Genomic DNA, 26,547 nt, shown 5'->3' on the forward strand with positions numbered 1-26,547 from the left:
GGTTCACCGCGCGGCGGGGACGAGCGCCCGCCGCTCCGCACGCGCCACCCGGGTCCCGTACAGGGTGATCGAGACGACCCCGAGGACCGCGAGCAGCCCGAGCGCCACCGTCGCCGCCCAGCCCCCGGCGTGGAAGGCGACCGCGCCCAGCGTGCCGCCCACGCTGGAGCCCAGGTAGTACGCCGACTGGTAGAGCGCCGACGCCTGCGCCCGGCCCGTCGTCGCGGTGCGGCTCACCGAGGACGAGGCGACCGCGTGCCCGGCGAAGAAGCCGGCGGTGATCAGCACCAGGCCCAGCAGCACGGCGGCCAGTTGGTCGGCCACCGAGAGCAGCAGCCCGGCGGCGGTGGTGGAGACCGCCAGATAGAGCGCGCCCCGGCGGCCGAGGCGGGCCACCAGACGTCCGGCGGCGGCGGAGGAGACCGTACCGACCAGGTAGACCAGGAAGATCGAGCCGATGACGCCCTGCGGCAGACTGAACGGCTCCTCGACGAGCCGGTAGCCGATCACCGTGTAGACCGCGCCGAACACCGTCATGAACAGCGCGCCGATCGCGTACAGCCGGACCAGCAGCGGGTCGGCCAGATGCGTGGCGACGGTCCTCGCGAGGGCCTTCGGGTTCAGCGAACCGGGACGGAAGTTCCGGGCCTTCGGGATAAGGAAGTGGAACGCGACGGCGCACGCCAGCGCGAGCAGCCCGACCGCCGCCAGCGCGGCCCGCCAGCCCCAGGCCTGGGCGACCCACCCGGTGAGGATGCGCCCGCTCATACCGCCGATGCTGTTGCCCGCGACGAACAGCCCGATCGCGGCGATCAGCGCCTTGGGCCGCACCTCCTCCGCGAGATACGCCATCGCGGAGGCCGGAAGCCCGGCGAGCGCGGCACCCTGGACGGCGCGCAGCGCGATCAGCGCGCCCATCGACGGGGCGAACGGCACCAGCAGCCCGACCAGCACCGCGACGGCCAGCGACGCCGTCATCATCTGCCGCCGCCCGAACCGCTCCGAGAGCGCGCTCATCGGCAGTACGAACAGGGCCAGCGCCCCGGTCGCCGCCGAGACCGTCCAGCTCGCCTGTCCGGCGGACGCGTCGAACGACGCGGAGAGCGCGGGCAGCAGCGCCTGCGTGGAGTAGAGGAGGGCGAAGGCCGCGACACCGGCGGCGAAGAGGGCGAAGCTCATCCGGCGGTAGCCGGGGCGGCCGGGTTCCAGGCGCTCATGGGTGGCGGCGGCGGGCTCGGCGGTGGTGGTGACGGGGGACTGCGGGGCAGAGGCATCCACGACGATGGTGGATGCCCCGGTACTGGCGGGAGGCATACGTCGAAAGTAGAGCGACACGTTTCATGCGTCCAATGCACAGAACTGCGATAATCAATCCCATGGCGCATGAACGCAGCTCAGGGCCTCGGCTGTCACCGAGCAGTTACGAAGAAGACATCCGGGCCGTGCTCGCGCCTCGCCTCGCGTACTTCGAGGCGGTCGCCCGGCACGAGCATGTGACCCGCGCCGCACAGGAGCTGGGCGTTCCGCAGTCCACGCTCTCGCGGGCCATGGTCCGGCTCGAAGCGGACCTGGGCGTCGCCCTGTTCGCCCGCAGGGGCCGCACCGTCTCGCTCACCCCGGCGGGCCGCACCTTCCTCGGCTCGGCGGAGCGGGCCCTGGCCGAGGTGGAGAAGGCCGCCGACTCGGTCCGGGCGGACGCCGACCCGACGGCGGGCCGGGTCTCCTTCGGCTTCCTGCACACCATGGGCTCGGAGACCGTGCCCGCCCTGATCCGCGCCTTCCGCGTCGACCACCCCAGGGTCCGCTTCCAGCTCGTGCAGAACTACGGCGAGGCGATGATCGAGCGGCTGCGCGCGGGCGGCCTCGACCTCTGCCTCACCTCACCCGTGCCCGACGCCCCCGACCTGGTCGCCCGCCGCCTCGACGAACAGCGGCTGCGCCTCGTGGTCCCCGACGACCACCGCCTGGCGTCCCGCCGGCGCGTCCGGCTCGCGGAGGCCGCCGACGAAACGTTCGTCACCCTGGAGCCCGGTTACGGGCTGCGCCGGATCACCGACGACCTGTGCGCACAGGCGGGCTTCACGCCCCGGGTCGCCTTCGAGGGCGAGGAGGCGGAGACCCTGCGCGGACTGGTCGCCGCCGGGCTCGGGGTGGCCCTGCTGCCGCCGCCCGCGGTCGCCCGCCCCGGCGTCGTCGAGCTGACGGTCACCGCGCCGCGCGCCGCCCGCGAGATCGGGGTCGCCTGGCTGGACGGCCACCCCGACACCCCGCCGGTCGCCGCCTTCAAGCGCTTCCTGCTCTCGCGCCGGGGCCACCTGCTGCCGGACTGAGCGGTCGTGAGGCGGGGCGTGCGTTCAGTGCCGCAGCGACCGGCCGAACCCGGCGGCCAGCGGCATCCGCAGCCCCAGCGGCGGCGGTGCGGCGAGCGCGTCCGCGACCGGACGGGCGTAGGACCGGGCGAAGAGCGAGCCGCGCACGAAGTCGGCGGCCAGCGCCATCACTTCGGAGCGGTGCTGGCGCAACGCGTTGCCGTCGGAGTGGACTTCGAAGCGACAGGTGTCGCGGTTGGACTTCTTCGCCCGCTCGGCCAGCCGGTAGGACAGCTCCGGATCGGTACGCTCGTCGTTGGTGCCGTGCACGATCATCACCCGCCGCCCCGCCAGTTGCCTCACCGGCTCCGGTTCGCCCGCCGCCCGCTCCGGCAGCCACGGGGCCAGCGCCAGGACGGAGGTGACCGCGCCGTGTCCGGCGGCCCGCAGCGCGGCCCGCCCGCCCATCCCGTGGCCGGCCAGGCAGACCGGCACGTCGCCGTACCGGCGCTGGACCTCGTCGGCCGCCCACGCGGCGTCCTCGGCGGGATGCGCGTCTTCCGCGTTCCAGCCCCGGCAGCGGTAGCGCAGCACGTGCACCGCGAGCCCGTCGCCCACCCCGGCCCGGGCCAGGGAACGGGCGAACGGCAGCTGTGCCGCGTACGACAGGGTGGAGGGGCGACGGTGCGAGTCGGCCCGCCCGTCAGGAAGCAACAGCACCACGCCGCTGACCTCGTCCGTTCCTCCGGCCGTCTGAACGGCCCTTCCCAGCCTGGGGTCAGACAGGGGGAGTGCGCGCTGTCCCATGACAGAACAGTGTCAGAAGGAGAGGTGTACTCCACCCGACTTCGCGGTCACTGTTACGCATCGACACCAGGCGCTCTACGCGCGTAGGCGCTAGAGTGCCAAGATGACGAGCCAGACCCCGAATGTCCCTGATTCCGACCAGATCCGGCGCGCCCCCAAGGTGCTGCTCCACGACCACCTCGACGGCGGCCTGCGGCCGGGCACCATCGTCGAGCTGGCCCGCGCGCAGGGTTACGACTCCCTCCCCGAGACCGAGGCCGACAAGCTCGGCGTCTGGTTCCGCGAGGCCGCCGACTCCGGTTCGCTGGAGCGCTACCTGGAGACGTTCGCCCACACCTGCGCCGTCATGCAGACCCGTGACGCGCTGTTCCGGGTGGCCGCCGAGTGCGCCGAGGACCTCGCCCAGGACGGCGTCGTGTACGCCGAGATCCGCTACGCCCCCGAGCAGCACCTGGAGGGCGGCCTGACCCTCGAAGAGGTCGTCGAGGCAGTCAACGAGGGCTTCCGCGAGGGCGAGCGCCTCGCCCGGGCGGGCGGCCACCGCATCCGCGTCGGCGCCCTCCTCACCGCGATGCGGCACGCGGCCCGCGCGCTGGAGATCGCCGAACTCGCCAACAGCTACCGCGACCAGGGCGTCGTCGGGTTCGACATCGCGGGCGCCGAGGCCGGGTTCCCGCCCACCCGCCACCTCGACGCGTTCGAGTACCTCAAGCGCGAGAACAACCACTTCACCATCCACGCGGGCGAGGCCTTCGGCCTGCCGTCGATCTGGCAGGCCCTCCAGTGGTGCGGCGCCGACCGCCTCGGCCACGGAGTGCGGATCATCGACGACATCGAGGTCGCCGAGGACGGCTCGGTCACCCTCGGCCGCCTCGCCTCCTACGTACGGGACAAGCGCATCCCGCTGGAGATGTGCCCGACCTCCAACCTCCAGACCGGTGCGGCCACCTCGTACGCCGACCACCCGATCGGACTGCTGCGCAGGCTGCACTTCCGTGTCACCGTGAACACGGACAACCGGCTGATGAGCGGCACGAGCATGACCGGGGAATTCGAGCGGCTGACCGAAGCCTTCGGATACACGCTCGACGACATGCAGTGGTTCACCGTCAATGCGATGAAATCAGCTTTCATTCCTTTCGATGAACGTCTCGCCATGATCAACGACGTCGTGAAGCCTGGATACGCGGAGTTGAAGTCCGAGTGGCTCTTCCGTCAGACCGCTGTGACCAGCGGTTCCGCTGCCTCCAGGGGCTGAGGGACCCGAAAGCTGAAAGGGCCGGGAAGGGAAATCCCGGCCCTTTTCCGCGTGTCGGGATGTTTGCGATAGAGGCAGTGGGGTGGCTAGCTTGCAGAGCCGCTCACATCCCCTTCCCCAAGGATGAATTCTCCATGAAGAAGTCTGCTGCCAAGACTCTCGGTGTCGCCGCTCTCGGCGCCGCTTTCGCCGCTGCCGCCGCCGGCAGCGCCTCCGCCGCCCCCGCGCTGCCGCTGGAGGCCGCGGCCGGGGTGCTCCCCGTCTCGACGATGGCGCTCGACACCGTAGCCAAGTCGGCCCAGAACGCGCCGGTCCAGGAGACCGTCGGCAAGGTCCTCGGCGGCGACGCCACCGACGCGGCCGCCCCGGTCACCGGTCTGCTCGGCGGACTGCCCACCAAGGGCCTCACCGCCAACGGGATCCCGCTCGGCGGCTGAGGGGCCGCCGGGTCACCCCGGCCCGCGTGCCGGGCCACCGGCGCCACCCGTACATGCCCGTGGGGCGCACACCCTGATCCAGGGTGTGCGCCCCACCGCGCGTCTCCCGCTCCCCGTGGTGCCGCGCGTCACCAGGCCGTCGCGGAGGAGGCGGACTTCTCCGACGGCAGCAGCGCCCACAGCGCCAGGTAGAGCAGGAACTGCGGGCCGGGCAGCAGACAGGAGACGACGAAGACGACGCGCACCGTGGTGGCGGAGGTGCCGAAGCGCCGGGCGAGGCCCGCGCACACTCCGCCGATCATGCGGCCTTCGCGGGGGCGGACAAGTGCGGCCATGGTGGGCTCCTTCGCGAACCGTTGCGTGGGGAGCGGCCTTGTGCGCTCCCCGATGTATCCATGGTGCGCCGCGAAGGGGGACAAAGCATCGCTCTACGGGGCGAGGCCGACCCCGGTAATCGTCGGGGTCGAGCCCCCAGGGGCCTCGTCCCTGAGGCGGGTCTCCTGCCGGTAGCGGGCCAGGTCCCGCACCCCCGGCAGCCCCTTGCGGCGCAGCCGCGCCCGGCAGACCGGGACGACCAGCAGATGGGCCAGTACGACCCCGGTGGTGTTCAGCAGCAGCGAGTCGATGTCGACGATCTGACCGGGCACCCCGGTCTGGCCCAGCTCGATGGCCATCGAGATCAGCGCCCCGGCGGCGACCGTACGCAGCAGGGAGACCCAGGGGGAGACGAAGATCCGCCCCCCGGCCATCGGCAGCAGCACCCCGAGCGGGGCCAGCAGCGCCAGCGCCCCGCCGATCCGGCGGGCCGCCTCGGCCGGTCCCAGCGCGAGGTCCGCCCTGATCCCGGCGAGCGGCTCGAAGTTCGCCGCGGTGATCCAGGGGACGTCCAGCGGGCGCAGCGTCAGCCACCCGACGAACAGCAGATGCGCGACAAGGAGAGTGACCCCCGCCGCGCGGAAGTGGATGACGGTCTGGCCGTCCGAACTGTGACGCACGTCCACCAAGACGCCGCGACCGGCGGGATCGGTTCCGCGCCGTCGCGGCCCGCCTCCCTGACGGCCCCCCGGCCCGGGAGAGCCGTCAGGCCGCGCGGGACCCGCGTCAGTCCTGCCGGACGCCGTCCGGCGTGGCCAGGTCGCCCGGCCGGGACTTCGTCTGCGAGGTGCACAGATAACCGCGCGGCGGGTAGTCCCCGGGCCCGCCCAGGACCACGGACCCGTCCCGGACCAGCGTCTCGCTCTCCGCGTACGTGCACACCAGCTGGGCCAGCGCCTCCGCCGACAGGTCCTCCGGCTGGCTGCTGAGGCGCACGGTGCCCTCCGGATCGTCGTCCCGGACCGGAGTCACCCGCAGCCCCGCCGGAACCGCGGTGGTGAACCCGGCCCGCCGCTCGTTCGCGGGCGGCGCCTGCTGGACCTCCTTCAGCAGGGTCCGGGCGGCCGCCACCGGGTCGGCGCCGGTCGCGTCCGCCGCCACCGGGCGGTCCACGGTGACCAGCTGCGAGGTGCACACCAGATACACCGTGGCGCTCACGCCGGCCGCCGACCGGCCGGCGACGTCCGACGCCGACAGCCGGCACGGCACCCGGGAGGGCGCGGCCCCCGCGTCCACCGGCACCGAGGTCGTACGGATCCCGCACCCGGAGGCCAGCGCGGCGGCCGTCAGCACGGCCGCCAACGAGGCTGCCGTACGCCGCCGGAGCGGGCCTCGCCGGTACGTGACATCGCCGCGCTTCACGTCGCCCCGTTCTCGTCCGGGGCGTCCGCCCCCGGTTCGTCGTGGTGCGCGAGCTTCTCGGCGTCGCGCGGCAGCCGCAGTTCGAAGACGGCGCCGCCGTCCGGCGAGTTCGCCGCCGTGATGTCACCGCCGTGGATGTGCGCGTTCTCCATGGCGATGGAGAGGCCGAGCCCGCTGCCCTCCGACCGCGGCCGGGAGGCGCTGGCCTTGTAGAACCGGTCGAAGACGTGCGGCAACACGTCCTCGGGGATGCCCGGACCGTGGTCCCGTACGTCGATGACCAGCTCCTCGCCCTCGGTCCGCACCCGTACGCCCACCGGCGAACCCCCGTGCTTGAGGGCGTTGCCGATCAGATTGGCCAGGATCACGTCCAGCCGGCGCGGATCGAGCCGGACCATCATGCCGCGCTCCGCGTCCAGGTCCACCGCGTCCAGCCAGGCCCGCGCGTCGATGCACGCCGTCACCTGGTCGGCCACGTCGACCGTGTCCAGAACCAGCCGGGCCGTGCCCGCGTCGAAGCGGGTCACCTCCATCAGGTTCTCCACCAGGTCGTTCAGCCGCCGGGTCTCGCTGACCACCAGATGCACCGCGGGCGCGATCATCGGGTCGAGGGTGTCCGCCTCGTCCTCCAGCACCTCGGCCACCGCGGTGATCGCGGTCAGCGGGGTGCGCAGCTCGTGCGACATGTCGGCGACGAACCGGCGGCTCGCCTCCTCCCGCGCGCTCATGTCCGCGACCTTCTTCTCCAGTGAGCCGGCCGTTCTGTTGAACGTACGGGAGAGATCGGCGAGTTCGTCGGTGCCCGACACCTCCAGCCGGGTGTCGAGCTTGCCCTCGCCGAGCTTGCGGGCCGCGTCGCCGAGCCGCTGCACCGGACGCAGCACCGTCGTCGCGGCGGCCTGCGCGAGCAGCGCCGAGCCGACCAGCGCGAGAGCGGTGGCGATCCCCAGCGACCAGGCCAGTGAGTTGAGGTCCTGCCGTTCCTGGTCGAGGGACTTGAGCATGTAACCGGTCGGGCCGCCGCCGATGATCCGCGTACCGGCGACCAGGTACGGCGTGCCCGCGATGCTCGTCCGCTGCCAGAACAGGTGGTACTCGTGCTCGTTGCTCGACGTCAGCGGCTGCTTGCGGGCCACCTGCTCCTGGAGCGAGTCCGGCACGTCGGCCCGGGTGAAGCTGTCCAGGTCGGAGTAGCCCACGATCGGCTTGCCGCGCTCGCGCTCGGCCACCAGCAGCACGCTGTAGCCCGGACTGCTGGACGCCATCTCCCCGGCGGCCCGCTGGAGGTCGTCCTTGGTGGGGCGCGTCGGCAGCCCCGCCGCGGTCTCCTGCATCTGCCGCCGGAAGTCGTCGAGCGCGGTGTCCTGCGTACGCGTCAGCACGGCCTCGCGGTTGAGCCAGTACGCGATCCCCGAAGCGGAGACCGCGGCCGTCAGCGCCACCAGCGCGAACACCACGACCAGGCGCAGCCGCAGACTGGTCCAGCGCAGACCGGCGCGCAGGGACCGCTTGGCGGTTTCGGTCACTGAGGCGAGTCCAGCCGGTAGCCCACGCCCCGCACCGTACGGATCAGGGTCGGCGAGGACGGCACGTCCTCCACCTTCGCGCGCAGCCGCTGCACACAGGCGTCCACCAGACGGGAGTCGCCCAGGTAGTCGTGCTCCCACACCAGGCGCAGCAACTGCTGCCGGGACAGGGCCTGGCCGGGCCGGCGGCTCAGCTCCAGCAGGAGCCGCAGCTCGGTCGGCGTGAGCTGGAGGTCCTCGCCGTCCTTGGTGACGGTCATGGCGGAGCGGTCGATCACCACGTTGCCGAAGGTCGCCGAGTCGGTCGACTCGCGCTCCCCGCGGCGCAGCACCGCCCGGATCCGGGCGTCCAGCACCCGGCCCTGGACGGGTTTCACCACATAGTCGTCCGCGCCGGACTCCAGTCCCACCACGACGTCGATGTCGTCGCTGCGCGCGGTCAGCAGAATGATCGGCAGCTGGTCGGTGCGGCGGATACGCCGGCACACCTCGAAACCGTCGATCCCGGGCAGCATCACATCCAGCACGACCAGGTCGGGCCGCTGCTCACGCAGCAGTTCCAGGCCGTCCTCTCCCGTCGCCGCGGTGGCCACACGGTGGCCCTGGCGTGACAACGAGAGTTCGAGGGCCGTGCGGATGGCGTCGTCGTCCTCGATCAGCAACAGGAAAGGCACGGACGTCATTCTGGCCCATGGTGGCGCTTCAGTTCGACCTGTGGCCCCCTCCGATTGTCCGGGCACGGCCCCGGCCACCCCTGTGACAGGCCTGTGACAGTCGGGGGACAGCGCCATGAAACTGCCCCGGCAAGCTCGTGGTCAGCAGGGAACGAGAACGGACTCCACCGATAGGGGGCGCGAGATGAACGCACTGCACAGCACCGGCTCAAGCGCGGTTGTCACGCGTCTCCACGACGTCGGGCGGAGCACGGAGAAGTCCGGCGCCACGAATGTACGGGGGTGTGTTCGGAGCGCCGGGCGTCAGCACCAGACGGCGGCGGAGCAGGTGCGCATGCCGTACATGGCGGTGGTCGACGCGCCCAAGGGTGCGGCGAGCGCGTACGGGGAGGCCGCGGGGGACCGCACGGCCAGGACGGGGGACGCGGACGCCGAAGCGGCGTTCACGGCCTACGTCCAGGAGCGACGGGCCTCCCTGTACGCGACCGCCTACCACCTGACCGGTGACCGGTTCGAGGCCGAGGACCTGCTGCAGAGCGCCCTCTTCTCGACGTACCGGGCGTGGGACCGGATCAGCGACAAGGCGGCGGTCGGCGGCTATCTGCGCCGCACCATGACCAATCTGCACATCAGCGCCTGGCGCAGGCGCAAGCTCAACGAATACCCGACCGAGGAGCTGCCGGAGACGGTGGGCGACACGGACGCGATGCGCGGCACGGAGCTGCGGGCGGTGCTCTGGCAGGCGCTCGCCCGGCTGCCCGAACTCCAGCGCACGATGCTGGTCCTGCGGTACTACGAGGGCCGCACCGACCCGGAGATCGCGTCGATCCTCGACATCAGTGTCGGCACGGTGAAGTCCAGCATCTGGCGCTCCCTGCGCCGGCTGCGCGAGGACGAGGTCCTCAGCTTCGGACGTGACGAGCAGGAGTCCTTCGGCGAGTTGGTGGCCTGAGGCTGGGCCCTCCGTCTCGGGGGAGGCGGGGGCCACGGGGGAAGCACGGGGGAGCAGGAGAAAACGGGGATCGAGGGGGTTCGGGGGAACCACGGGGGAACGGCCCGTCGCTTCGGGGGAGGCGAGGGCCACGGGGGAGACACAGCGGGGTCGTACGGGCCGGGGGGTCCTGTACGGCCCCGCTTCTCCGTGTGCCCCGACCGTTACGGTGTGGTCGGCGCCGTTGCCCGCGGCCGCCCGCGAACCAGGAAGTGAGCAAGTGAGCGCAGCAGTGGGCCGCACGAGGCCGGCATGGATGGTCCGGGCGGTCGTGGCCGTTCTGGTCGTGACGGTGGCGGGGCTGTCGCACGCCTGGCGCAACACCAACGTGCTGACGGCTGAGCGGATCTGCGGGGACCTGGTCTCGGCGGAGAAGGCGGACGCGGTCCTTCCGGGGTCCGGGCGTCTGGACGCCGAAGGGGACGGTCTGGATGACGACGACCTGACGGATACGACGTGCGGGGTCGAGAAGTCGTCCGTCGTCCCCGGCTCGGGCGAGAGCCGGCTGACTGTTCGGCTCTGGCGGGTACGAGGCCACGATCCGCTGACCTTCGAGAGTGAGCCCTACCCGACGGGCGCCTCGTTCTTCAGCGGCGAGGTGACCGGCGGCGTCGACGCTCACAAGGCGTGGGTCATGCTGCCCGAGAAGTGCTGGACGGACCGGCCGGTGGTCGCCGAGTTCGACATCACCGAACCGGCTGCCGACCGCGCCGCCTTCGCCGCCCTGGCCACCGACACCGTACGGACCGTCGCGGCCCGGACCGGATGCGGTGACCTCCCCGGGAAGCCCGGAACGCTCGTGCCTCCGCGCTCCGACGCCGCCCGCCCGGTCACCGCGGGACAGGTGTGCGGCCTGGACGGCCTGACCGTGGCGGGCCAGGTGCCGGCAGGGGCGAAGGTCCTCGACGAGGGGCAGAAGGCCCCCACCGACCTGTGGACCTGCAAGCTGACCCTGGACGACGAGACGCGCGGCCATGTCCGTGCGGACGGCTTCATGAAGTACACGGCCTCCCGGGACCCGCTGCTCATCGCCGCCATGCGGAAGTTTCCGGGCACGGTCACCGGCGCGGCGCGGGGCGGCCGGGAAGCGGAAATCGTCGACAAGGGTGCTGGATTCATCCTGCGCTGCGCGGAGGGCGACCCCCTCTACCTGGCGGTGGACTCGGGACAGCAGTACCTGGAAGCGAGCAAGCTCCACGCGGACCTTCCCCAGCGGGACGCCTACGTCGAGCCCTTCGTGAAGGCCGCCGCCAGGACCTTCGGCTGCGCGGCCCCCGCCGGCTGAGCGCGGGCGGGGCGCCCGTCCCTACTCCGGGACCGGCGCTCCCACGCCCGCCCTGCGGCAGCGCCCGGCCGCCGCGGCGGCGAACCGCCCCAGCGCCTCCTCCTTGCCGCAGGGATACGCCCCCAGGGCCGTCTGGCGGGCCACGATGCGGCGTTCGGCCCGCATCAGCCGCCAGCCCCGCCGCAGCAGGAACGGCACCGACTTGCGGCCCTCGCGCAGATCCCGCACCAGCCGCCGCCGGAACGTGGTGGACGGGCGGCCGCGCAGGCACAGCGCGTCCGCCAGCAGCCCCAGGTCCTGGCAGCGTTCGGCGATGTCCGCCGCGAAGATGCCCTCCGCCACGAACAGCGGTGACCGCTCGATGTGGAAGGCCTCGTGGTCCGTACGGGAGCTGGTGGCGATGTCGTACACCGGAACGTCCGTCCGGCCGCACCGGCACAGCTCGGCGATGGCGGCCACCGCCGCGTCCGCGTCCCAGGACCGGGCGGAGTCCCAGTCGATGTCCGCGGAGCCGGGGACCCGGGGCAGCGTCGGGTCGTCGTGCTCCTTGTAGAAGTCGTCCAGGCGCAGCACCGGCAGACCGGTGCGGGCGGCCAGGACGGACTTGCCGGAGCCGGAGGGGCCCGCGAGCAGGACGACGCGGGTCGGGATCGGTTGGGAACTCACAGAACAGAAGTGTGAGGCATTGACCCGCGCAGGGGACCCCTCGGGCCTCCTGTTGGTATCCAGCATCACACCTCAACTACTCTGCGCGCACAGACGATTACCCGACCAGGTTCGATCAGGTGGAAAACATGGCACTTCATGCACGTAAGCCCGAACGTCGCGTCCTGCTGCGCGCGGGTCTGACCATCACCGCGCTGGGGGCCGCCCTGGGAGCCGGTGCGGGCTCCGCGGGGGCCGTCCAGCTGCCCCCGGTCGCGGAGATCCCGGACCAGGGCGCCTCGGCCCTCCAGGCGGTCGGCGAGACCGCCGCACCGGCGGTGACCAGCGCGCTCGGGACCTCGCTGGCCAGCAGCGTCGCCCCGATCACCGACCTCCAGCTGGACCCGCTGGCCAACACCGGGGTGGACCCGCTGGACAACGCCGTGGGCACCCAGATCGCGGACTTCAAGCCGCTGACCACGGCCGTCCTCACGGACCCGATCACCAGCGGCGGCTCGCTGGGCGACCTGCCGGTGGTGGGGACGGTCACCGGGCTCGTCACCGGCTGACGCCCGGCGCGCGGAGACGGCGGACGGGGCCGCCCCGGGGTGGGAGGGCGGCCCCGTCCGGGCTTCGGGTGCGCGTCAGTACGAGGAGCCGGAGGCTCCCAGGGCGCCCGTCGGGTGCCACACCGTCTTGGTCTCCAGGAACGCCGTCAGGCGGTGCGTGCCGGGGGAGGCCGACCAGTCGGCGGAGTCCGCCGCGCCGTCCGCGTCCACCGGGCCCGGCCGCAGGACGCGCTTCAGGTTGTCCGCGGCCGCGATCTCCAGCTCCTTCGCCAGGGCGGTGTCCGCACCGGTGAGGTCGATCGCGTTGACGTCCTGGTGTGCGGCGAGCGGGGCCGCCAGCTCCGCCGTGGCGCCCGACAGGATGTTGACCACGCCGCCGGGGACGTCCGAGGTGGCCAGCACCTCTCCGAGCGAGAGCGCGGGCAGCGGGGCGTCCGCCGAGGCGATGACGACCGCCGTGTTGCCGGTCGCGATCACCGGGGCGATCACCGAGACCAGCCCGAGGAGCGACGACTCCTGCGGCGCGAGGACCGCGACGACGCCCGTCGGCTCGGGGGTGGAGAGGTTGAGATACGGCCCCGCGACCGGGTTGGCCCCGCCCGAGATCTGGCCGATCTTGTCGGTCCAGCCCGCGTACCAGACCCAGCGGTCGATCGCCGCGTCCACCGCGGCCGCCGCCTTCGACTTCGACAGCCCCTCGGAGGCGGCCACCTCGCGGACGAACTGGTCCTTGCGGCCCTCCAGCATCTCCGCGACGCGGTAGAGGACCTGGCCGCGGTTGTACGCGGTCGCGCCCGACCAGCCGCCGAACGCCTTGCGCGCGGCGACGACCGCGTCGCGCGCGTCCTTGCGGGAGGACTGCGGCGCGTTGGCGAGCCACTGGCCCTTGGAGTCCGTCACCTCGTACACCCGGCCGCTCTCGGAGCGGGGGAACTTGCCCCCGACGTACAGCTTGTAGGTCTTGAAGACGCCAAGACGGTTCTGGTCAGACATCGAGGTACGCCTCCAGGCCGTGGCGGCCGCCCTCGCGGCCGTAGCCCGACTCCTTGTAGCCGCCGAACGGCGACGTCGGGTCGAACTTGTTGAACGTGTTGGCCCAGACGACGCCCGCGCGGAGCTTGCCGGCCACCGCGAGGATGCGGGAGCCCTTCTCCGTCCAGATGCCGGCCGAGAGGCCGTACTGACTGTTGTTCGCCTTGGCGACCGCCTCGTCCGGGGTGCGGAAGGAGAGGACGGAGAGCACCGGGCCGAAGATCTCGTCACGGGCCACCGTGTGCGCCTGGGTGACGTTCGTGAAGAGCGTCGGGGCGAACCAGTAACCGGACGACGGCAGTTCGCAGGGGGCGCTCCAGCGCTCCGCGCCCTCCGCCTCGCCGGTCTCCACCAGGGCGGTGATCCGGGCGAGCTGCTCGGCGGAGTTGATCGCGCCGATGTCGGTGTTCTTGTCCAGCGGGTCGCCCAGCCGCAGCGTGGACAGCCGGCGCTTCAGGGCGTCCAGCACCTCGTCCTGGACCGACTCCTGGACCAGCAGCCGGGAGCCCGCGCAGCAGACCTGGCCCTGGTTGAAGAAGATCCCGGTGACGATGCCCTCGACGGCCTGGTCGATCGGCGCGTCGTCGAACACGATGTTCGCGCCCTTGCCGCCCAGCTCCAGGGTGACCTTCTTGTCCGTACCCGCGACGGAGCGCGCGATCGCCTTGCCGACGGCGGTCGAACCGGTGAAGGCGACCTTGTTCACGTCCGGGTGCGTGACGAGGGCCTCGCCCGCGTCGCCGTAGCCGGTCAGGATGTTCACGACGCCCTTGGGCAGCCCGGCCTGGCGGCAGATGTCCGCGAAGAACAGTGCGCTCAGCGGGGTCGTCTCGGCGGGCTTCAGGACCACCGTGTTGCCCGTGGCGAGCGCCGGGGCGATCTTCCACGCGAGCATCAGCAGCGGGAAGTTCCACGGGATGACCTGGCCGGCCACGCCCAGCGGGCGGGGGTTCGCCCCGTACCCCGCGTGGTCGAGCTTGTCGGCCCAGCCCGCGTAGTAGAAGAAGTGCGCCGCGACCAGCGGGAGGTCCGCGTCGCGGGTCTCCTTGATCGGCTTGCCGTTGTCGAGGGTTTCGAGAACGGCCAGCTCGCGGCTGCGCTCCTGGATGATCCGGGCGATCCGGAACAGGTACTTGGCGCGCTCGGAGCCGGGCAGCGCCGACCACTTCTCGAACGCCTTGCGGGCCGCCTTCACGGCCCGGTCCACGTCCGCAGCGCCGGCCCGCGCGACCTCGGAGAGGACCTCCTCGCTGCTCGGCGAGACGGTCTTGAAGACCTTGCCGTCGGCGGCCTCGGTGAACTCGCCGTCGATGAACAGCCCGTACGACGGGGCGATGTCGACGACGGAGCGGGACTCCGGCGCCGGTGCGTACTCGAATGCGGATGCCATGGCTATCAGTCCACCGTCACGTAATCGGGGCCGGAGTAACGGCCGGTGCTGAGCTTCTGGCGCTGCATCAGCAGGTCGTTGAGCAGGCTGGACGCGCCGAACCGGAACCAGTGCGGGTCCAGCCAGTCCTCGCCCGCGGTCTCGTTCACCAGCACCAGGAACTTCACCGCGTCCTTGGTGGTGCGGATGCCGCCGGCCGGCTTCACGCCGATCTGCGTGCCGGTGGCCGCCCGGAAGTCGCGGACGGCCTCCAGCATGAGGAGGGTGTTCGCGGGGGTGGCGTTGGTGGCCACCTTGCCGGTCGAGGTCTTGATGAAGTCCGCGCCCGCCAGCATCCCGATCCAGGACGCCCGGCGGATGTTGTCGTACGTGGACAGCTCGCCGGTCTCGAAGATCACCTTGAGGCGGGCGGTCCCGCACTCCGCCTTCACGGCGAGGATCTCCTCGTACACCTTCAGGAACCGGCCGGAGAGGAACGCCCCCCGGTCGATCACCATGTCGATCTCGTCGGCCCCGGCCGCCACGGCGTCGCGGACGTCCGCGAGCTTGACGTCCAGCGCGGCACGGCCCGCCGGGAAGGCGGTCGCCACGGACGCCACCTTCACGCCGGACCCGGCCAGCGCGGCGGCGGCGGTGGCCGCCATGTCGGGATAGACGCAGACCGCCGCGGTGCGGGGCGTCGTGCGGTCGGTCGGGTCGGGGTTGACGGCCTTGGCGGCGAGAGCCCGGACCTTGCCCGGGGTGTCCGCGCCTTCCAGCGTCGTCAGGTCGATCATCGAGATGGCGAGATCGATGGCGTACGCCTTGGCCGTCGTCTTGATCGAACGGGTTCCGAGGGAGGCGGCGCGCGCTTCGAGGCCGACGGCGTCGACGCCGGGCAGCCCGAACAGGAAGCGGCGCAGCGCACTGTCGGACGCCGTCGCGTCGGAGAATGCGGGAGCAGTGGTGGGCATGGTCACCAGAGGAGCATATCTACGCGCGTAGCGACCTGTACAGGGGGCCGGACCGTCCGTGCGTCCCGCACCCCGTCCCGCGCGCCCCGCTCCTCCGGGCGTCACGGCCGCGCGACCGGGCGGTGCGGCCGCTCCGTCGGCCCCCGCGCCCGTCAGGCAGAATCGGCCCCATGACGAGCCCCACACCTCCCGCAGAGCCGCACCCCGCGACCCGGACCCACCGTTCCGTCGCCGCACTGGTCTGCGGGTCGCTGCTGCTCCTGCTGATCGCCTGGATGGCCGGGGACGCCATGATCCGGGGCGAGGGGCGGGTGCCCTGGCTGGCGGCGGCCGCGCTGCTCCTGGTGGTGCCGCTGGTCGTGGCCTTCACCCTCCGGCCCGCCGTCTTCGTGGACGACGAGCGCATCCGGATCCGCAACCCGTTCCGGACGATCCAGCTGCCCTGGACCGAGGTCGCCGACGTACGGGCCTCGTACTCCTCCGAGCTGCTCGCCCGGGACGGCACGAAGTACCAGCTGTGGGCCATCCCGGTCTCCCTGCGCGCCCGCAAGCGCGCGGCGCGCAGCGCGGCCCGCGCGGCGCACGACGACCCCTACGGCCGTACGTCGGTCAGCGCCGACGTCCGCGACTCCGCCGCCCGCACCGCGTCCGCCGACCAGACCGTCCGCGATCTGCGGGACCTGGCCGAGCGCTCCGGCGGCACGACGGCCGAGGGCGCGGACCGGGGCTCCGTGCGCTGGGCCTACGAGGTGATCGCCCCGGCCGTCGCCGGGGCCGTCGTGCTCGTGGTGGTGGGGGCGATCGGCTGAGCCCGACATGATCCGAACGAGAGGCCCGGAGGGCCGGCGCCCCTCCCGGGGTGCCGGCCCTCCGGCGTGGGGGCGGTGCGTCAGATCCCCGCGGCCGCCGCGAGGTCCCGCTTGATCCCGGCGAGCAGTTCGGCGCCCCGGGCCCGCGCGGCGGGCAGCCCGGCCGCGTCCGCCACCGGGACGACGACCTCCAGATAGCACTTCAGCTTCGGCTCGGTGCCGCTCGGGCGGACGATCACCCGGGCGCCCTCCAGGTGGTAGCGCAGCCCGTCGGTGGGCGGCAGCCTGTCGGTGCCCCGCGCCAGGTCCTCGGCCGAGGTGACGGCGAGGCCGGCCAGCGCGGTCGGCGGCTGCGCGCGGAGCCGGGCCATGGCGTCCGCGATGACCGAGAGGTCCTCCACCCGCACCGAGAGCTGGTCGGTGGCGTGCAGGCCGTGCGCGAGGGCCAGGTCGTCCAGCAGGTCCAGGAGCGTACGGCCCCGCTCCTTGAGTACGGAGGCCAGCTCGGCGACGAGCAGCGCGGCGGTGATGCCGTCCTTGTCGCGGACGCCCTCGGGGTCCACGCAGTAGCCGAGCGCCTCCTCGTACCCGTACCGCAGTCCGTCCACCCGGGCGATCCACTTGAAGCCCGTCAGGGTCTCCTCGTAACCGAGGCCCGCCTTCTCCGCGATCCGGCCGAGCAGCGACGACGACACGATCGACTCCGCGAACACGCCGCTCACGCCCCGCTCCACCAGGTGCGCGGCGAGCAGCGCACCCACCTCGTCGCCGCGCAGCATCCGCCAGCCGCCCTCCGTGGCGGTGTCGGGCACGGCGACGGCGCAGCGGTCCGCGTCCGGGTCGTTGGCGATGATCAGGTCCGGCGCCGCCCGGCGCGCGGTGGCGAAGGCGAGATCCATCGCGCCGGGCTCCTCCGGGTTGGGGAAGGCCACGGTGGGGAACGCGGGGTCGGGCTCGGCCTGCTCGGTGACGAGGACCGGCGCCGGGAACCCGGCCCGCTCGAACGCGGCGGTCAGTACGGAGGTGCCGACGCCGTGCATCGCGGTGTGGACGGTCCGTGCCGTACGGGGGCTGCCGGGGGCCAGGACCGCGTCCGTACGGGCCAGGTAGGCGGCCAGGACCTCGTCGCCGAGGACCTCCCAGCCGCCCTCCGGGCGTGGCACGCCCGCCAGCGGGCCGACCGCGTCGATGGCGGCGGCGATCTCGCCGTCGGCCGGAGGCACGATCTGCGAGCCGTCGCCGAGGTAGACCTTGTAGCCGTTGTCGCGCGGCGGGTTGTGGCTGGCGGTGACCTCGACCCCGGCGACCGCGCCCAGATGCCTTATGGCGTACGCCAGCACGGGAGTGGGGAGCGGGCGGGGCAGCACGGCGGCGCGCAGTCCGGCGCCCGTCATCACGGCCGCGGTGTCGCGCGCGAAGTCCTCCGACTTGTAGCGGGCGTCGTAGCCGATGACGACGAGGCCGCCCTCCTCGCCCTGGTCCTTCAGATAGGCGGCGAGACCCGCCGCCGCCCGGATCACCACGGACCGGTTCATCCGCATGGGCCCGGCTCCCAGCTCCCCGCGCAGCCCGGCGGTGCCGAACTGGAGCGTGCCCGCGAAACGGGCGGCCAGTTCGGCGGTGTCGCCCGCCTCGACGATCGCGCCCAGCTCCGCACGCGTGTCGGGGTCGGGGTCCTCGGCCAGCCAGGTCCTGGCCTGTGCGATGAGGTCGTGCTGCACGGGGTCCGCCTTTCGGGGGTGCGGAGGAGGTACGGGGGTGGGTGCGGGTGTCGCGGGGCGTCCGGGGAGAGGCCGGGGCTCCGCCCCGGACCCCGGCCCTCTGACGCCGGACGGGCTGGAAGCGCGGCTCAGACGCGGTCGAGCACCCGGGCCAGCAGCGCGCCCATCCGGGTCGCCGAGTCGCGGCCGGCCTGGAGGACCTCCTCGTGGTTGAGGGGCTCTCCGGACAGGCCCGCCGCCAGGTTGGTGACGAGGGAGAGGCCGAGCACCTCCGCGCCCGCCTCCCGGGCCGCGATGGCCTCCAGGACCGTGGACATGCCCACCAGGTCGCCGCCCATGACCCGGACCATGTTGATCTCGGCCGGGGTCTCGTAGTGCGGGCCGGGGAACTGGACGTAGACGCCCTCTTCGAGGGTGTCGTCGATCTCCTTGCACAGCGCGCGCAGGCGCGGCGAGTACAGGTCGGTGAGGTCGACGAAGTTGGCGCCGATGATCGGGGAGGCGGCCGTCAGGTTGATGTGGTCGCTGATCAGGACCGGCTGGCCCGGGCGCATGCCCTCGCGCAGGCCGCCGCAGCCGTTCGTCAGGATGACGGTCCCGCAGCCCGCGGCCACCGCCGTACGGACGCCGTGGGCGACGGCGGCGACGCCCCGGCCCTCGTAGAAGTGCGTGCGGCCGAGGAAGACCAGCGCGCGCTTCTCGCCGATCCGGTAGGAGCGGACCGTGCCGCCGTGGCCCTCGACGGCGGGCGCCGGGAAGCCGGGCAGGTCGGTCACGGGGAACTCGGCGTCCGGGACGCCGAGCGCTTCGCCCGCGGGCGCCCAGCCGGAGCCCATCACCAGGGCGACGTCATGGGTCTCGGCGCCGGTCAGCTCGCGCAGGCGGGCGGCGGCCCCGGCGGCGGCTGCCCGCGGGTCGCCCTGGATGTTGTCCGGAATAACAGATGCGTTCACGCGGACGAGGGTAACCGCTCGATCCCTACGCGCGTAGATGCCCTGGCGCAAAGACGCGCCGCGGGTCTTTGTGCTTTCGCACGAATATGGTGCGACCGGACCCGGTCCGCCCTGGTCAGCAGGGGCGCTTGCGCAGCTCCATCACATAATCGTGCGGTGCGCCGGCGGATTCCGCGGCGTCCGCGATCTCGCCGAGATAGCGCGCCGAGGGCAGACCGCCCTCGTAGCCGTTCAGCACGTACATCCAGGCCGGCTCCTCGCCGTCCAGGGTGTGCACCCGGACGCGCATCCGGCGGTAGATGTCGAGGCCGACGCCCTCCCAGCGGTCCATGGAGTCCTCGTCCATCGGCGCCAGGTCGTACAGCGCGACGAAGACCTGGGAGCGCGGCGCCTCCACCACGGTGGCCAGCGCCCCCTCCCAGCCCATCTGCTCCCCGCCGAAGGTCAGCCGCCAGCCGTTGAGCCAGCCGGTGCTGCGCATCGGGGAATGCGGGGCGCGGCGGGTCATCAGCCGCGCGTCGAGGTTGCCGGCGTACGCGGCGTAGAGCGACATGGGACCGAGGGTACGGGAGGTGGGCGCGGGAGCGGCGGTTCCTGTGACGAAGGCCCCGGTCGGGGGAGTGCGGGGAGGCGCGCACCTCGGTGTGCGGGCAGCTCGTTCCCGTGCGGCGGACGCCCTCTTTCCCGTATGGAGGGCCCCGGGGCGAAGCACCTTGGCGCGTGCGGGACAATGGAGGACGTACTGCATTCCCCCGGGGCGATCCCCCGGACCCCCGGCCGGGGCGGCAGGGCGGCCGCGGGGTAACCCAACGCGAGGCGGACTTTTCGTGACCCGGATCGTGATCATCGGCGGCGGCCCCGGCGGCTACGAGGCAGCCCTGGTGGGCGCCCAGCTCGGTGCGGAGGTGACCGTCGTCGACTGCGACGGTCTCGGCGGGGCCTCGGTCCTCACCGACTGCGTGCCCTCGAAGACCCTGATCGCCACGGCCGAGGTGATGACCACCTTCGACTCCTCGTACGAGGAGCTGGGCATCATCGTCGCCGACGACACCCCCCACGTGGAGCAGGCCGCCCGGGTCGTCGGCGTGGACCTCGGCAAGGTCAACCGCCGGGTCAAGCGCCTGGCGCTCGCCCAGTCCCACGACATCACCGCCTCCGTCACCCGGGCCGGCGCCCGGGTGATGCGCGGCCGGGGACGGCTCGACGGGCTCCAGGCCGCCGACGGGTCCCGACAGGTCGTCGTCACCGCCGCGGACGGCACCGAGGAGCGGCTGACCGCCGACGCCGTGCTGATAGCGACCGGCGGCCACCCCCGGGAGATCCCGGACGCGCAGCCCGACGGCGAGCGCATCCTGAACTGGACCCAGGTCTACGACCTCGACGAACTCCCCGAGGAGCTCATCGTCGTCGGATCCGGTGTCACCGGCGCCGAGTTCGCCGGGGCCTACCAGGCGCTCGGCTCGCGCGTCACCCTCGTCTCCTCCCGCGACCGGGTGCTGCCCGGCGAGGACCCGGACGCCGCCGCCGTCCTGGAGGACGTCTTCCGCCGCCGCGGGATGAACGTCATGGCCCGCTCCCGCGCCCAGTCCGCCAAGCGCGTCGGCGACCGGGTCGAGGTGACGCTGGCCGACGGCCGGGTCATCACCGGCTCGCACTGTCTGATGGCGGTCGGCGCGATCCCGAACACCGCGGGCATGGGGCTGGAGGAGGCCGGCGTACGGCTCAAGGACTCCGGGCACGTCCTCACCGACCGCGTCTCGCGCACCAGCGCCCCCGGCGTCTACGCGGCCGGCGACGTCACCGGCATCTTCGCGCTGGCCTCGGTCGCCGCGATGCAGGGCCGTATCGCGATGTACCACTTCCTGGGCGACGCGGTCGCGCCGCTGAACCTCAAGGCCGTCTCCGCCAACGTCTTCACCGACCCGGAGATCGCCACCGTCGGCTACAGCCAGGCCGAGGTGGACGCGGGCAAGATCGAGGCCCGGGTGGTGAAGCTGCCGCTGCTGCGCAACCCGCGCGCCAAGATGCAGGGCATCCGCGACGGCTTCGTCAAGATCTTCTGCCGCCCCGGTACGGGCATCGTGGTCGGCGGCTGCGTGGTCGCGCCGCGCGCCAGCGAGCTGATCCACCCCATCTCGATCGCGGTCGACAACAACCTGACGGTGGAACAGATCGCAAACGCCTTCACCGTGTACCCGTCCCTGTCCGGATCGATCGCCGAAGTGGCCCGGCAGCTGCACACCCGCAAGCTCACGGGCGAGGGCTGAGGGCCCGCGGGGCCGGACAATCCGCGTCAACCCCCGTCAGTCCGGGCGACGCCGCGCCGCTCCGTGATCACCCGCGGACAACAAAGGGGCCTCCTATACCACTTGGAGGCCCCTTCGAAGTACAACTTCTGTTATTCGGCGCAAACTGCTGAAAACTCACCTGCGGTCAGGTTACTGTCAGTTCCGTGTTCGCTGCAGAACGTCGTCAGTTGATCCTCGAAATGGTGCGTGCCAACGGGGCGGTATCGCTCCGTGAGCTCGCCCGCGTCGTCCAGACCTCCGAAGTGACCGTACGGCGGGACGTGCGGGCACTGGAGGCAGAAGGACTCCTCGACCGCCGGCACGGCGGTGCGGTCTTGCCGGGCGGTTTTACGCGGGAGTCCGGCTTCCCGCAGAAATCCCATCTCTCCACCGCGGAGAAGACGGCCATCGCCGACCTGGCCGCGGGCCTCGTCGGCGAGGGCGAGGCCATCGTGGTCGGCGCCGGCACGACCACGCAGGAGCTGGCCCGCCGGCTCGCGCGGGTCCCCGGTCTGACCGTCGTCACCAACTCCCTGCTGGTGGCCCAGGCGTTGGCCCATGCCAACCGGGTCGAAGTCGTCATGACCGGCGGCACCCTGCGCGGGAGCAACTACGCGCTGGTGGGCAGCGGGGCCGAGCAGTCCCTCCAGGGGCTGCGGGTCTCCCGGGCCTTCCTCTCCGGGAGCGGTCTCACCGCGGAGCGCGGCCTGTCCACCTCCAACATGCTCTCGGCCAGCGTCGACCGGGCTCTCGTGCAGGCCGCCGCGGAGGTGGTCGTCCTGGCGGACCACACCAAGCTCGGCTCGGACACCATGTTCCAGACGGTGCCCACCGAACTGATCACCCGCCTGGTGACGGACGAGCCCCCGCTCCACGACGAGCGGGCCGCCGCCGAGCTCCAGTCCCTGGCGGACCAGGGCGTGGAGATCACGGTGGCGGGTCCGGGCGCGGACGCGTCCGGCGGGGACGGCCCCTCACCGGGGCGTCAGCCCCGCCGGGACATGCCGCTTCCCGGACAGCGGCGCACGCAGAACGGCGGTCTCGGGCCGCAGCTCCGCAGCGCCTCCGCGCTGGCGGACGTCCCGGGGGAGCAGCAGCGCGCCCGGGTCGCGGACCTGCGGCGGCGGTAGGCCCGTGCCGGGGGTCTCCCCACCCCTCCGGCGTGCGAGGAGCGGGATCCGGGGCGGAACCCCGGTCACGGGAAGGGGCGGGGAGAATCCCCGTGCGGCGGCCGCTACTTCAGTCCGCGCAGCGTCAGCCGCAGGAGCCGCTCCGCCAACTCCGGGTCGTCGGGCGACTGCTCGGCCGCCAGCGCGATCGCGTTGGTGAGCTGGAGCAGGTCGTCGATCGAGACGTCGTCCCGCACCGACCCGCTCTCCTGGGCCCGGCGCAGCAGCCCCGCGCCCGCCTCCCGGAGCGGCAGATGGCACTGCGCCAGTGCCGAGCTCCCGTCGCGCGAGGCGGACATCAGGCCGTGGGCCAGGCCGCGGTACTCACCCGCATGAGTGACGATCGCGCCCAGCCAGTCCACCAGCGCCCGGCACGGGGCCTCCGCGGCGGCCAGCTCCCGGGAGCGGTCCAGGAGTGAGCGCAGGGCGTCCTGGAAGACCGCGTTCATCAGGGCGTCCCGGTTCGGGAAGTGCCGGTAGAGGGTGCCGATGCCCACGCCCGCCCGCCGGGCGATGTCCTCCAGCGACGCGTCCGTGCCGTGCTCGGCGAAGGACCTGCGGGCCTCGCCCACCAGCCGGTCGTGGTTCCGGCGCGCGTCCGCTCGCATCGGCCGGGCCGGCGGTCGTGCCGTGCTCGTCTCCATCGGGATCGCCCCTGCCATGGCTTCTGCCCCTCCCTCGGTCCTCGGACCCTCTGTGGTTTCCAGGATGCCACTGCGACGAAGGGGCCCGGTCCGCGTCATCACGACGTGGACCGGGCCCCTTCGGAGTGAACCGGGCGGTCAGTCCTTGATCTCGCAGATCAGCGCGCCGGAGGTGATGGACGCGCCGACCTCGGCGGTGAGGCCCTTGACGGTGCCGGAGCGGTGCGCGTTGAGCGGCTGCTCCATCTTCATGGCCTCCAGGACGACGACGAGGTCGCCCTCCTGGACCTCCTGACCCTCCTCCACCGCGACCTTGACGATGGTGCCCTGCATGGGCGAGGCGAGGCTGTCGCCCGAGGCGGCGGAACCGGCCTTCTTCGCGGCGCGGCGCTTGGGCTTCGCGCCGGCGGCGAGGCCGGTGCGGGCCAGCGACATGCCCAGCGAGGACGGCAGCGACACCTCCAGGCGCTTGCCGCCGACCTCGACGACGACGGTCTCCCGTCCGGCCTCGTCGTCCGTGTCCGTGTCGGCGGGTGCGGCGAAGGGCTTGATCTCGTTGACGAACTCCGTCTCGATCCACCGGGTGTGGACGGTGAACGGGTTCGCGGTGAAGGCGGGGTCCGCGACGACGGCCCGGTGGAAGGGGATGGCGGTGGCCATGCCCTCGACGGTGAACTCGGCGAGCGCGCGGGCGGCGCGCTGGAGCGCCTGTTCGCGGGTCGCGCCGGTCACGATGAGCTTGGCGAGCAGCGAGTCCCAGGCCGGGCCGATGACCGAGCCGGACTCGACGCCCGCGTCCAGGCGGACGCCGGGGCCGGTGGGCGGGGCGAAGGTGGTGACGGTGCCGGGGGCGGGCAGGAAGCCGCGGCCCGGGTCCTCGCCGTTGATACGGAACTCGAAGGAGTGACCGCGCAGGGCGGGGTCGCCGTAGCCCAGCTCCTCGCCGTCGGCGATGCGGAACATCTCGCGTACGAGGTCGATGCCCGTGACCTCTTCGGTGACGGGGTGCTCGACCTGGAGGCGGGTGTTGACCTCGAGGAAGGAGATCGTGCCGTCGACGCCGACGAGGAACTCCACGGTGCCCGCGCCGACGTAGCCGGCTTCCTTCAGGATCGCCTTCGACGCGGCGTACAGCTCCTCGTTCTGCGCCTGGCTCAGGAACGGGGCCGGGGCCTCCTCCACGAGCTTCTGGTGGCGGCGCTGGAGCGAGCAGTCGCGGGTGGAGACGACGACCACGTTGCCGTGGGTGTCGGCCAGGCACTGGGTCTCCACGTGGCGCGGCTTGTCGAGGTAGCGCTCGACGAAGCACTCGCCCCGGCCGAACGCCGCGACGGCCTCGCGGACCGCGGAGTCGTACAGCTCCGGGATCTCCTCCAGGGTGCGGGCCACCTTCAGGCCGCGACCGCCGCCGCCGAAGGCGGCCTTGATCGCGATCGGCAGTCCGTTCTGCTCGGCGAACGCGACGACCTCGTCGGACCCGGAGACCGGGTCCGGGGTGCCGGCCACCAGCGGGGCGCCCGCGCGCTGGGCGATGTGCCGGGCGGCGACCTTGTCGCCGAGGTCGCGGATGGCCTGCGGCGGCGGGCCGATCCAGGTCAGTCCGGCGTCCAGGACGGCCTGGGCGAACTCCGCGTTCTCCGACAGGAATCCGTAGCCGGGGTGGATCGCGTCCGCCCCGGAGTCCTTGGCGGCCTGCAGCACCTTGGCCATGTCCAGGTAGCTGGCGGCCGGGGTGTCACCGCCCAGGGCGAACGCCTCGTCTGCGGCCCGGACATGCAGCGCGTCCCGGTCCGGCTCGGCGTAGACCGCGACGCTCGCGATCCCCGCGTCCCGGCACGCCCGAGCAACGCGGACAGCGATTTCGCCACGGTTGGCGATGAGCACCTTGCGCACGATGACTCCCTCCTCGAAACAAGCTGAGTTTAGGGACTACCGACACGGCCGTACGACCTGTCCCCAATGGTGAGCTTGCCCACACGGAGTGTGATCCGAGGCTTGCCCCAGTAGTGAAATCCCTTGTGGCACCACGGTACGCCGCGATCCTCAACCGCACAGTAACCAGCCGGTGTGGTTCAGGTCTCTGTCCTTACGCTCAACGCCTTACGGCGTTTCTTTGTCGGGTCCCTACGAACGGCCGGTGAATTCTTTGCCCGGCGTACGGACCTGTCCGACCCCTTGTACACAGGAATACCCGTAAGTAAGGTCCGCGCTACGCACGTACTGCAGGTAACAGGGGGTGGATCGGTCATGCGCAGACCGGTGGCGATCGTGACCGCGCTCGTACTGTTCGGGGAGGCGGTGGGCATCGTGCTCATCAACGCCGTCCTGGCCACGATCGCCGAGAACCAGAACATGTCGCTCGCCGGCCTGGACCCGGACGCCATGTCCGCCGGCACCTGGGTGATGGGCGGCCTCTCCGGGCTGCTGCTGGTCCTGTGCGGGCTGATCGCCCTGCTGGCCGGGGCCCGCGACCGCGCCCCGGCGCGCTTCGGACGCATCGCCCTGATCGGCTGCGCGGTCGTGCACGGCGTCCTCGGCGCGGTCGCCGTCGGCCTGGTGGGCTGGGGCGCCTTCGCGTTCATGATGCTCGTGCTGGCCCTGCTGGTGCTCACCCTGCTGGCGTACGGGCCCGGGCCCCGCGCCGAGGACGGCGTCGGCGACGAGGCGGCCCTGGCGGCCACGCGCTAGCCGTACCGACCCGCAGCGTTGTCGACGCGGGTCTCAGACCCACAGCTCCGTGACGGAGACGTCCAGCTCGCCCAGCAGCCTGCGCAGCAGCGGCAGCGAGAGCCCGATGACATTGCCGTGGTCGCCCTCGATGGAGTCGACGAACGGCGCCGAGCGGCCGTCCAGCGTGAACGCCCCCGCGACGTGGAGCGGTTCGCCCGAGGCCACGTAGGCGGCCACCTCGGCGTCGCTCGGCTCGCCGAACCGTACGACCGTGGACGCCGTCGCCGAGGCCGTACGGCCGGAGGCGGTGTCGATCACGCTGTGCCCGGTCCGCAGGACGCCCGGCCGGCCGCGCATCGCCTTCCACCGGGCGGTGGCCTCCTCGGCGTCGGCCGGCTTGCCCAGCGCCTCGCCGTCCAGCTCCAGCACCGAGTCGCAGCCGATGACCAGGGCGCCCGCGGCCTCGGGGCGCTCCGCGACGGCCGCCGCCTTGGCCCGGGCCAGGACGAGCGCCAGCTCGGCGGGGGTCGGTGCGTCGATGGCGTCCTCGTCCACCCCGCTGACGATCACCTCGGGGGCGAATCCGGCCTGGCGCAGCAGACCGAGACGGGCGGGGGAGGCGGAGGCGAGCACGAGACGGCGCTGATCAGTCATGCGGGCCATCGTAGAAGGGCCCGCGA

General features: G+C 72.6%; 27 protein-coding genes. 10 read left to right on the top strand and 17 right to left on the bottom strand.

Translation table 11 applies throughout. From position 1 onward, the window contains the following. Positions 1-3 precede the first annotated feature (3 nt). Complete coding sequence (locus OG245_RS23985; RefSeq protein WP_371625512.1) at positions 4-1,314, bottom strand: MFS transporter; 1,311 nt, start codon at positions 1,312-1,314, stop codon at positions 4-6. A gap of 62 nt (positions 1,315-1,376) precedes the next feature. Between OG245_RS23985 and OG245_RS23990 the strand changes: the two genes are divergently transcribed. Next, a complete protein-coding gene (locus OG245_RS23990) occupies positions 1,377-2,330 on the top strand; it encodes a LysR family transcriptional regulator (protein ID WP_371625513.1) in 954 nt (317 codons plus the stop codon). Between the two features lie 24 nt (positions 2,331-2,354). On the opposite strand, the gene OG245_RS23995 is transcribed toward OG245_RS23990, so the two are convergent. Continuing rightward, the gene (locus OG245_RS23995; protein WP_371625514.1) at positions 2,355-3,116 is read right to left on the bottom strand and encodes an alpha/beta hydrolase; all 762 of its coding nucleotides are present in this window, start codon (positions 3,114-3,116) and stop codon (positions 2,355-2,357) included. Between the two features lie 103 nt (positions 3,117-3,219). Between OG245_RS23995 and OG245_RS24000 the strand changes: the two genes are divergently transcribed. Both OG245_RS24000 and OG245_RS24005 read left to right on the top strand, forming a co-directional pair. Continuing rightward, the gene (locus tag OG245_RS24000; RefSeq protein WP_371625515.1) at positions 3,220-4,374 is read left to right on the top strand and encodes an adenosine deaminase; all 1,155 of its coding nucleotides are present in this window, start codon (positions 3,220-3,222) and stop codon (positions 4,372-4,374) included. Between the two features lie 134 nt (positions 4,375-4,508). Further along, positions 4,509-4,811: a hypothetical protein gene (locus OG245_RS24005; protein WP_359614750.1), complete on the top strand. Its 303-nt coding sequence runs from the start codon at positions 4,509-4,511 to the stop codon at positions 4,809-4,811. A gap of 128 nt (positions 4,812-4,939) precedes the next feature. On the opposite strand, the gene OG245_RS24010 is transcribed toward OG245_RS24005, so the two are convergent. The 5 genes from OG245_RS24010 to afsQ1 form a co-directional block, all read right to left on the bottom strand. Beyond that, positions 4,940-5,146 carry a PspC domain-containing protein gene (locus OG245_RS24010; protein ID WP_371625516.1) on the bottom strand — a complete coding sequence of 69 codons (207 nt, stop codon included), beginning with the start codon at positions 5,144-5,146 and terminating at the stop codon, positions 4,940-4,942. A gap of 93 nt (positions 5,147-5,239) precedes the next feature. Then, entirely contained in the window at positions 5,240-5,812 is a 573-nt protein-coding gene (locus tag OG245_RS24015) for a VanZ family protein (protein WP_371625517.1), read from the bottom strand. A gap of 100 nt (positions 5,813-5,912) precedes the next feature. Then, positions 5,913-6,548 (bottom strand): hypothetical protein, encoded by a 636-nt coding sequence (locus OG245_RS24020; protein ID WP_371625518.1) that lies wholly within the window; start codon positions 6,546-6,548, stop codon positions 5,913-5,915. Next, positions 6,545-8,074: an ATP-binding protein gene (locus OG245_RS24025; RefSeq protein ID WP_371625519.1), complete on the bottom strand. Its 1,530-nt coding sequence runs from the start codon at positions 8,072-8,074 to the stop codon at positions 6,545-6,547. Before OG245_RS24025 ends, OG245_RS24020 begins: the two co-directional genes overlap by 4 nt. Beyond that, entirely contained in the window at positions 8,071-8,748 is a 678-nt protein-coding gene (afsQ1, locus tag OG245_RS24030; protein WP_006127084.1) for a two-component system response regulator AfsQ1, read from the bottom strand. Before afsQ1 ends, OG245_RS24025 begins: the two co-directional genes overlap by 4 nt. A gap of 184 nt (positions 8,749-8,932) precedes the next feature. Between afsQ1 and OG245_RS24035 the strand changes: the two genes are divergently transcribed. Both OG245_RS24035 and OG245_RS24040 read left to right on the top strand, forming a co-directional pair. Further along, entirely contained in the window at positions 8,933-9,700 is a 768-nt protein-coding gene (locus tag OG245_RS24035) for a SigE family RNA polymerase sigma factor (RefSeq protein ID WP_371625520.1), read from the top strand. Positions 9,701-9,995: 295 nt separating this feature from the next. Further along, positions 9,996-11,024: a hypothetical protein gene (locus OG245_RS24040; protein ID WP_371627976.1), complete on the top strand. Its 1,029-nt coding sequence runs from the start codon at positions 9,996-9,998 to the stop codon at positions 11,022-11,024. Between the two features lie 21 nt (positions 11,025-11,045). Here OG245_RS24040 and OG245_RS24045 read toward each other — a convergent pair whose 3' ends face one another. Next, on the bottom strand, positions 11,046-11,756 hold the full coding sequence (locus tag OG245_RS24045; protein ID WP_371625521.1) for a uridine kinase: 711 nt from the start codon (positions 11,754-11,756) through the stop codon (positions 11,046-11,048). Positions 11,757-11,818: 62 nt separating this feature from the next. Here OG245_RS24045 and OG245_RS24050 point away from each other — a divergent pair, with 62 nt between their 5' ends. Continuing rightward, positions 11,819-12,238 (top strand): hypothetical protein, encoded by a 420-nt coding sequence (locus OG245_RS24050; RefSeq protein WP_371625522.1) that lies wholly within the window; start codon positions 11,819-11,821, stop codon positions 12,236-12,238. 75 nt (positions 12,239-12,313) lie between these two features. On the opposite strand, the gene OG245_RS24055 is transcribed toward OG245_RS24050, so the two are convergent. The 3 genes from OG245_RS24055 to deoC are packed head-to-tail and all read right to left on the bottom strand — an operon-like array spanning position 12,314 to position 15,613. Then, entirely contained in the window at positions 12,314-13,231 is a 918-nt protein-coding gene (locus OG245_RS24055) for an aldehyde dehydrogenase family protein (RefSeq protein WP_371625523.1), read from the bottom strand. Beyond that, on the bottom strand, positions 13,224-14,660 hold the full coding sequence (locus tag OG245_RS24060; RefSeq protein WP_371625524.1) for an aldehyde dehydrogenase family protein: 1,437 nt from the start codon (positions 14,658-14,660) through the stop codon (positions 13,224-13,226). The genes OG245_RS24055 and OG245_RS24060 overlap by 8 nt, the downstream gene beginning before the upstream one ends. A gap of 5 nt (positions 14,661-14,665) precedes the next feature. Then, positions 14,666-15,613, bottom strand: a complete 948-nt coding sequence (gene deoC / locus OG245_RS24065; RefSeq protein ID WP_371627977.1) for a deoxyribose-phosphate aldolase — start codon at positions 15,611-15,613, stop codon at positions 14,666-14,668. Between the two features lie 170 nt (positions 15,614-15,783). Here deoC and OG245_RS24070 point away from each other — a divergent pair, with 170 nt between their 5' ends. Further along, the gene (locus OG245_RS24070; protein ID WP_371625525.1) at positions 15,784-16,422 is read left to right on the top strand and encodes a PH domain-containing protein; all 639 of its coding nucleotides are present in this window, start codon (positions 15,784-15,786) and stop codon (positions 16,420-16,422) included. 80 nt (positions 16,423-16,502) lie between these two features. Here OG245_RS24070 and OG245_RS24075 read toward each other — a convergent pair whose 3' ends face one another. The 3 genes from OG245_RS24075 to OG245_RS24085 form a co-directional block, all read right to left on the bottom strand. Further along, positions 16,503-18,143, bottom strand: a complete 1,641-nt coding sequence (locus OG245_RS24075; protein WP_371625526.1) for a phospho-sugar mutase — start codon at positions 18,141-18,143, stop codon at positions 16,503-16,505. A 128-nt stretch (positions 18,144-18,271) separates the two neighbouring features. Next, positions 18,272-19,096 (bottom strand): purine-nucleoside phosphorylase, encoded by an 825-nt coding sequence (locus tag OG245_RS24080; protein ID WP_371625527.1) that lies wholly within the window; start codon positions 19,094-19,096, stop codon positions 18,272-18,274. A 115-nt stretch (positions 19,097-19,211) separates the two neighbouring features. Continuing rightward, positions 19,212-19,649, bottom strand: coding sequence for a gamma-glutamylcyclotransferase (locus tag OG245_RS24085; protein WP_007458837.1), 438 nt, complete (start codon positions 19,647-19,649; stop codon positions 19,212-19,214). A gap of 274 nt (positions 19,650-19,923) precedes the next feature. Here OG245_RS24085 and OG245_RS24090 point away from each other — a divergent pair, with 274 nt between their 5' ends. After that, positions 19,924-21,363, top strand: a complete 1,440-nt coding sequence (locus OG245_RS24090; RefSeq protein ID WP_007458836.1) for an NAD(P)H-quinone dehydrogenase — start codon at positions 19,924-19,926, stop codon at positions 21,361-21,363. Between the two features lie 185 nt (positions 21,364-21,548). Then, entirely contained in the window at positions 21,549-22,514 is a 966-nt protein-coding gene (locus OG245_RS24095; RefSeq protein ID WP_371625528.1) for a DeoR/GlpR family DNA-binding transcription regulator, read from the top strand. A 104-nt stretch (positions 22,515-22,618) separates the two neighbouring features. On the opposite strand, the gene OG245_RS24100 is transcribed toward OG245_RS24095, so the two are convergent. Further along, positions 22,619-23,215 carry a TetR/AcrR family transcriptional regulator gene (locus tag OG245_RS24100; protein WP_371625529.1) on the bottom strand — a complete coding sequence of 199 codons (597 nt, stop codon included), beginning with the start codon at positions 23,213-23,215 and terminating at the stop codon, positions 22,619-22,621. 120 nt (positions 23,216-23,335) lie between these two features. Next, a complete protein-coding gene (locus OG245_RS24105) occupies positions 23,336-25,090 on the bottom strand; it encodes a biotin carboxylase N-terminal domain-containing protein (RefSeq protein WP_371625530.1) in 1,755 nt (584 codons plus the stop codon). A 354-nt stretch (positions 25,091-25,444) separates the two neighbouring features. Between OG245_RS24105 and OG245_RS24110 the strand changes: the two genes are divergently transcribed. Continuing rightward, positions 25,445-25,885, top strand: a complete 441-nt coding sequence (locus OG245_RS24110) for a hypothetical protein (protein ID WP_371625531.1) — start codon at positions 25,445-25,447, stop codon at positions 25,883-25,885. Positions 25,886-25,918: 33 nt separating this feature from the next. Here the strand turns inward: OG245_RS24110 and OG245_RS24115 are convergent, their stop codons facing one another. After that, complete coding sequence (locus OG245_RS24115; protein WP_371625532.1) at positions 25,919-26,530, bottom strand: nucleoside triphosphate pyrophosphatase; 612 nt, start codon at positions 26,528-26,530, stop codon at positions 25,919-25,921. Between the last annotated feature and the right edge of the window lie 17 nt (positions 26,531-26,547).

The sequence above is a fragment of the Streptomyces sp. NBC_01116 genome (assembly GCF_041435495.1).
GTDB lineage: Bacteria > Actinomycetota > Actinomycetes > Streptomycetales > Streptomycetaceae > Streptomyces.

Excerpts from the sequence above, each read along its gene's own strand:
- OG245_RS23985 (WP_371625512.1), bottom strand. The coding sequence starts at position 1,314 with ATGCCTCCCGCCAGTACCGGGGCATCCACCATCGTCGTGGATGCCTCT.
- OG245_RS23990 (WP_371625513.1), top strand. The coding sequence starts at position 1,377 with ATGGCGCATGAACGCAGCTCAGGGCCTCGGCTGTCACCGAGCAGTTAC.
- OG245_RS23995 (WP_371625514.1), bottom strand. The coding sequence starts at position 3,116 with ATGGGACAGCGCGCACTCCCCCTGTCTGACCCCAGGCTGGGAAGGGCC.
- OG245_RS24000 (WP_371625515.1), top strand. The coding sequence starts at position 3,220 with ATGACGAGCCAGACCCCGAATGTCCCTGATTCCGACCAGATCCGGCGC.
- OG245_RS24005 (WP_359614750.1), top strand. The coding sequence starts at position 4,509 with ATGAAGAAGTCTGCTGCCAAGACTCTCGGTGTCGCCGCTCTCGGCGCC.
- OG245_RS24010 (WP_371625516.1), bottom strand. The coding sequence starts at position 5,146 with ATGGCCGCACTTGTCCGCCCCCGCGAAGGCCGCATGATCGGCGGAGTG.
- OG245_RS24035 (WP_371625520.1), top strand. The coding sequence starts at position 8,933 with ATGAACGCACTGCACAGCACCGGCTCAAGCGCGGTTGTCACGCGTCTC.
- OG245_RS24040 (WP_371627976.1), top strand. The coding sequence starts at position 9,996 with ATGGTCCGGGCGGTCGTGGCCGTTCTGGTCGTGACGGTGGCGGGGCTG.
- OG245_RS24045 (WP_371625521.1), bottom strand. The coding sequence starts at position 11,756 with ATGCTGGATACCAACAGGAGGCCCGAGGGGTCCCCTGCGCGGGTCAAT.
- OG245_RS24050 (WP_371625522.1), top strand. The coding sequence starts at position 11,819 with ATGGCACTTCATGCACGTAAGCCCGAACGTCGCGTCCTGCTGCGCGCG.
- OG245_RS24055 (WP_371625523.1), bottom strand. The coding sequence starts at position 13,231 with ATGTCTGACCAGAACCGTCTTGGCGTCTTCAAGACCTACAAGCTGTAC.
- OG245_RS24060 (WP_371625524.1), bottom strand. The coding sequence starts at position 14,660 with ATGGCATCCGCATTCGAGTACGCACCGGCGCCGGAGTCCCGCTCCGTC.
- deoC (WP_371627977.1), bottom strand. The coding sequence starts at position 15,613 with ATGCCCACCACTGCTCCCGCATTCTCCGACGCGACGGCGTCCGACAGT.
- OG245_RS24070 (WP_371625525.1), top strand. The coding sequence starts at position 15,784 with ATGACGAGCCCCACACCTCCCGCAGAGCCGCACCCCGCGACCCGGACC.
- OG245_RS24085 (WP_007458837.1), bottom strand. The coding sequence starts at position 19,649 with ATGTCGCTCTACGCCGCGTACGCCGGCAACCTCGACGCGCGGCTGATG.
- OG245_RS24100 (WP_371625529.1), bottom strand. The coding sequence starts at position 23,215 with ATGGCAGGGGCGATCCCGATGGAGACGAGCACGGCACGACCGCCGGCC.
- OG245_RS24110 (WP_371625531.1), top strand. The coding sequence starts at position 25,445 with ATGCGCAGACCGGTGGCGATCGTGACCGCGCTCGTACTGTTCGGGGAG.
- OG245_RS24115 (WP_371625532.1), bottom strand. The coding sequence starts at position 26,530 with ATGGCCCGCATGACTGATCAGCGCCGTCTCGTGCTCGCCTCCGCCTCC.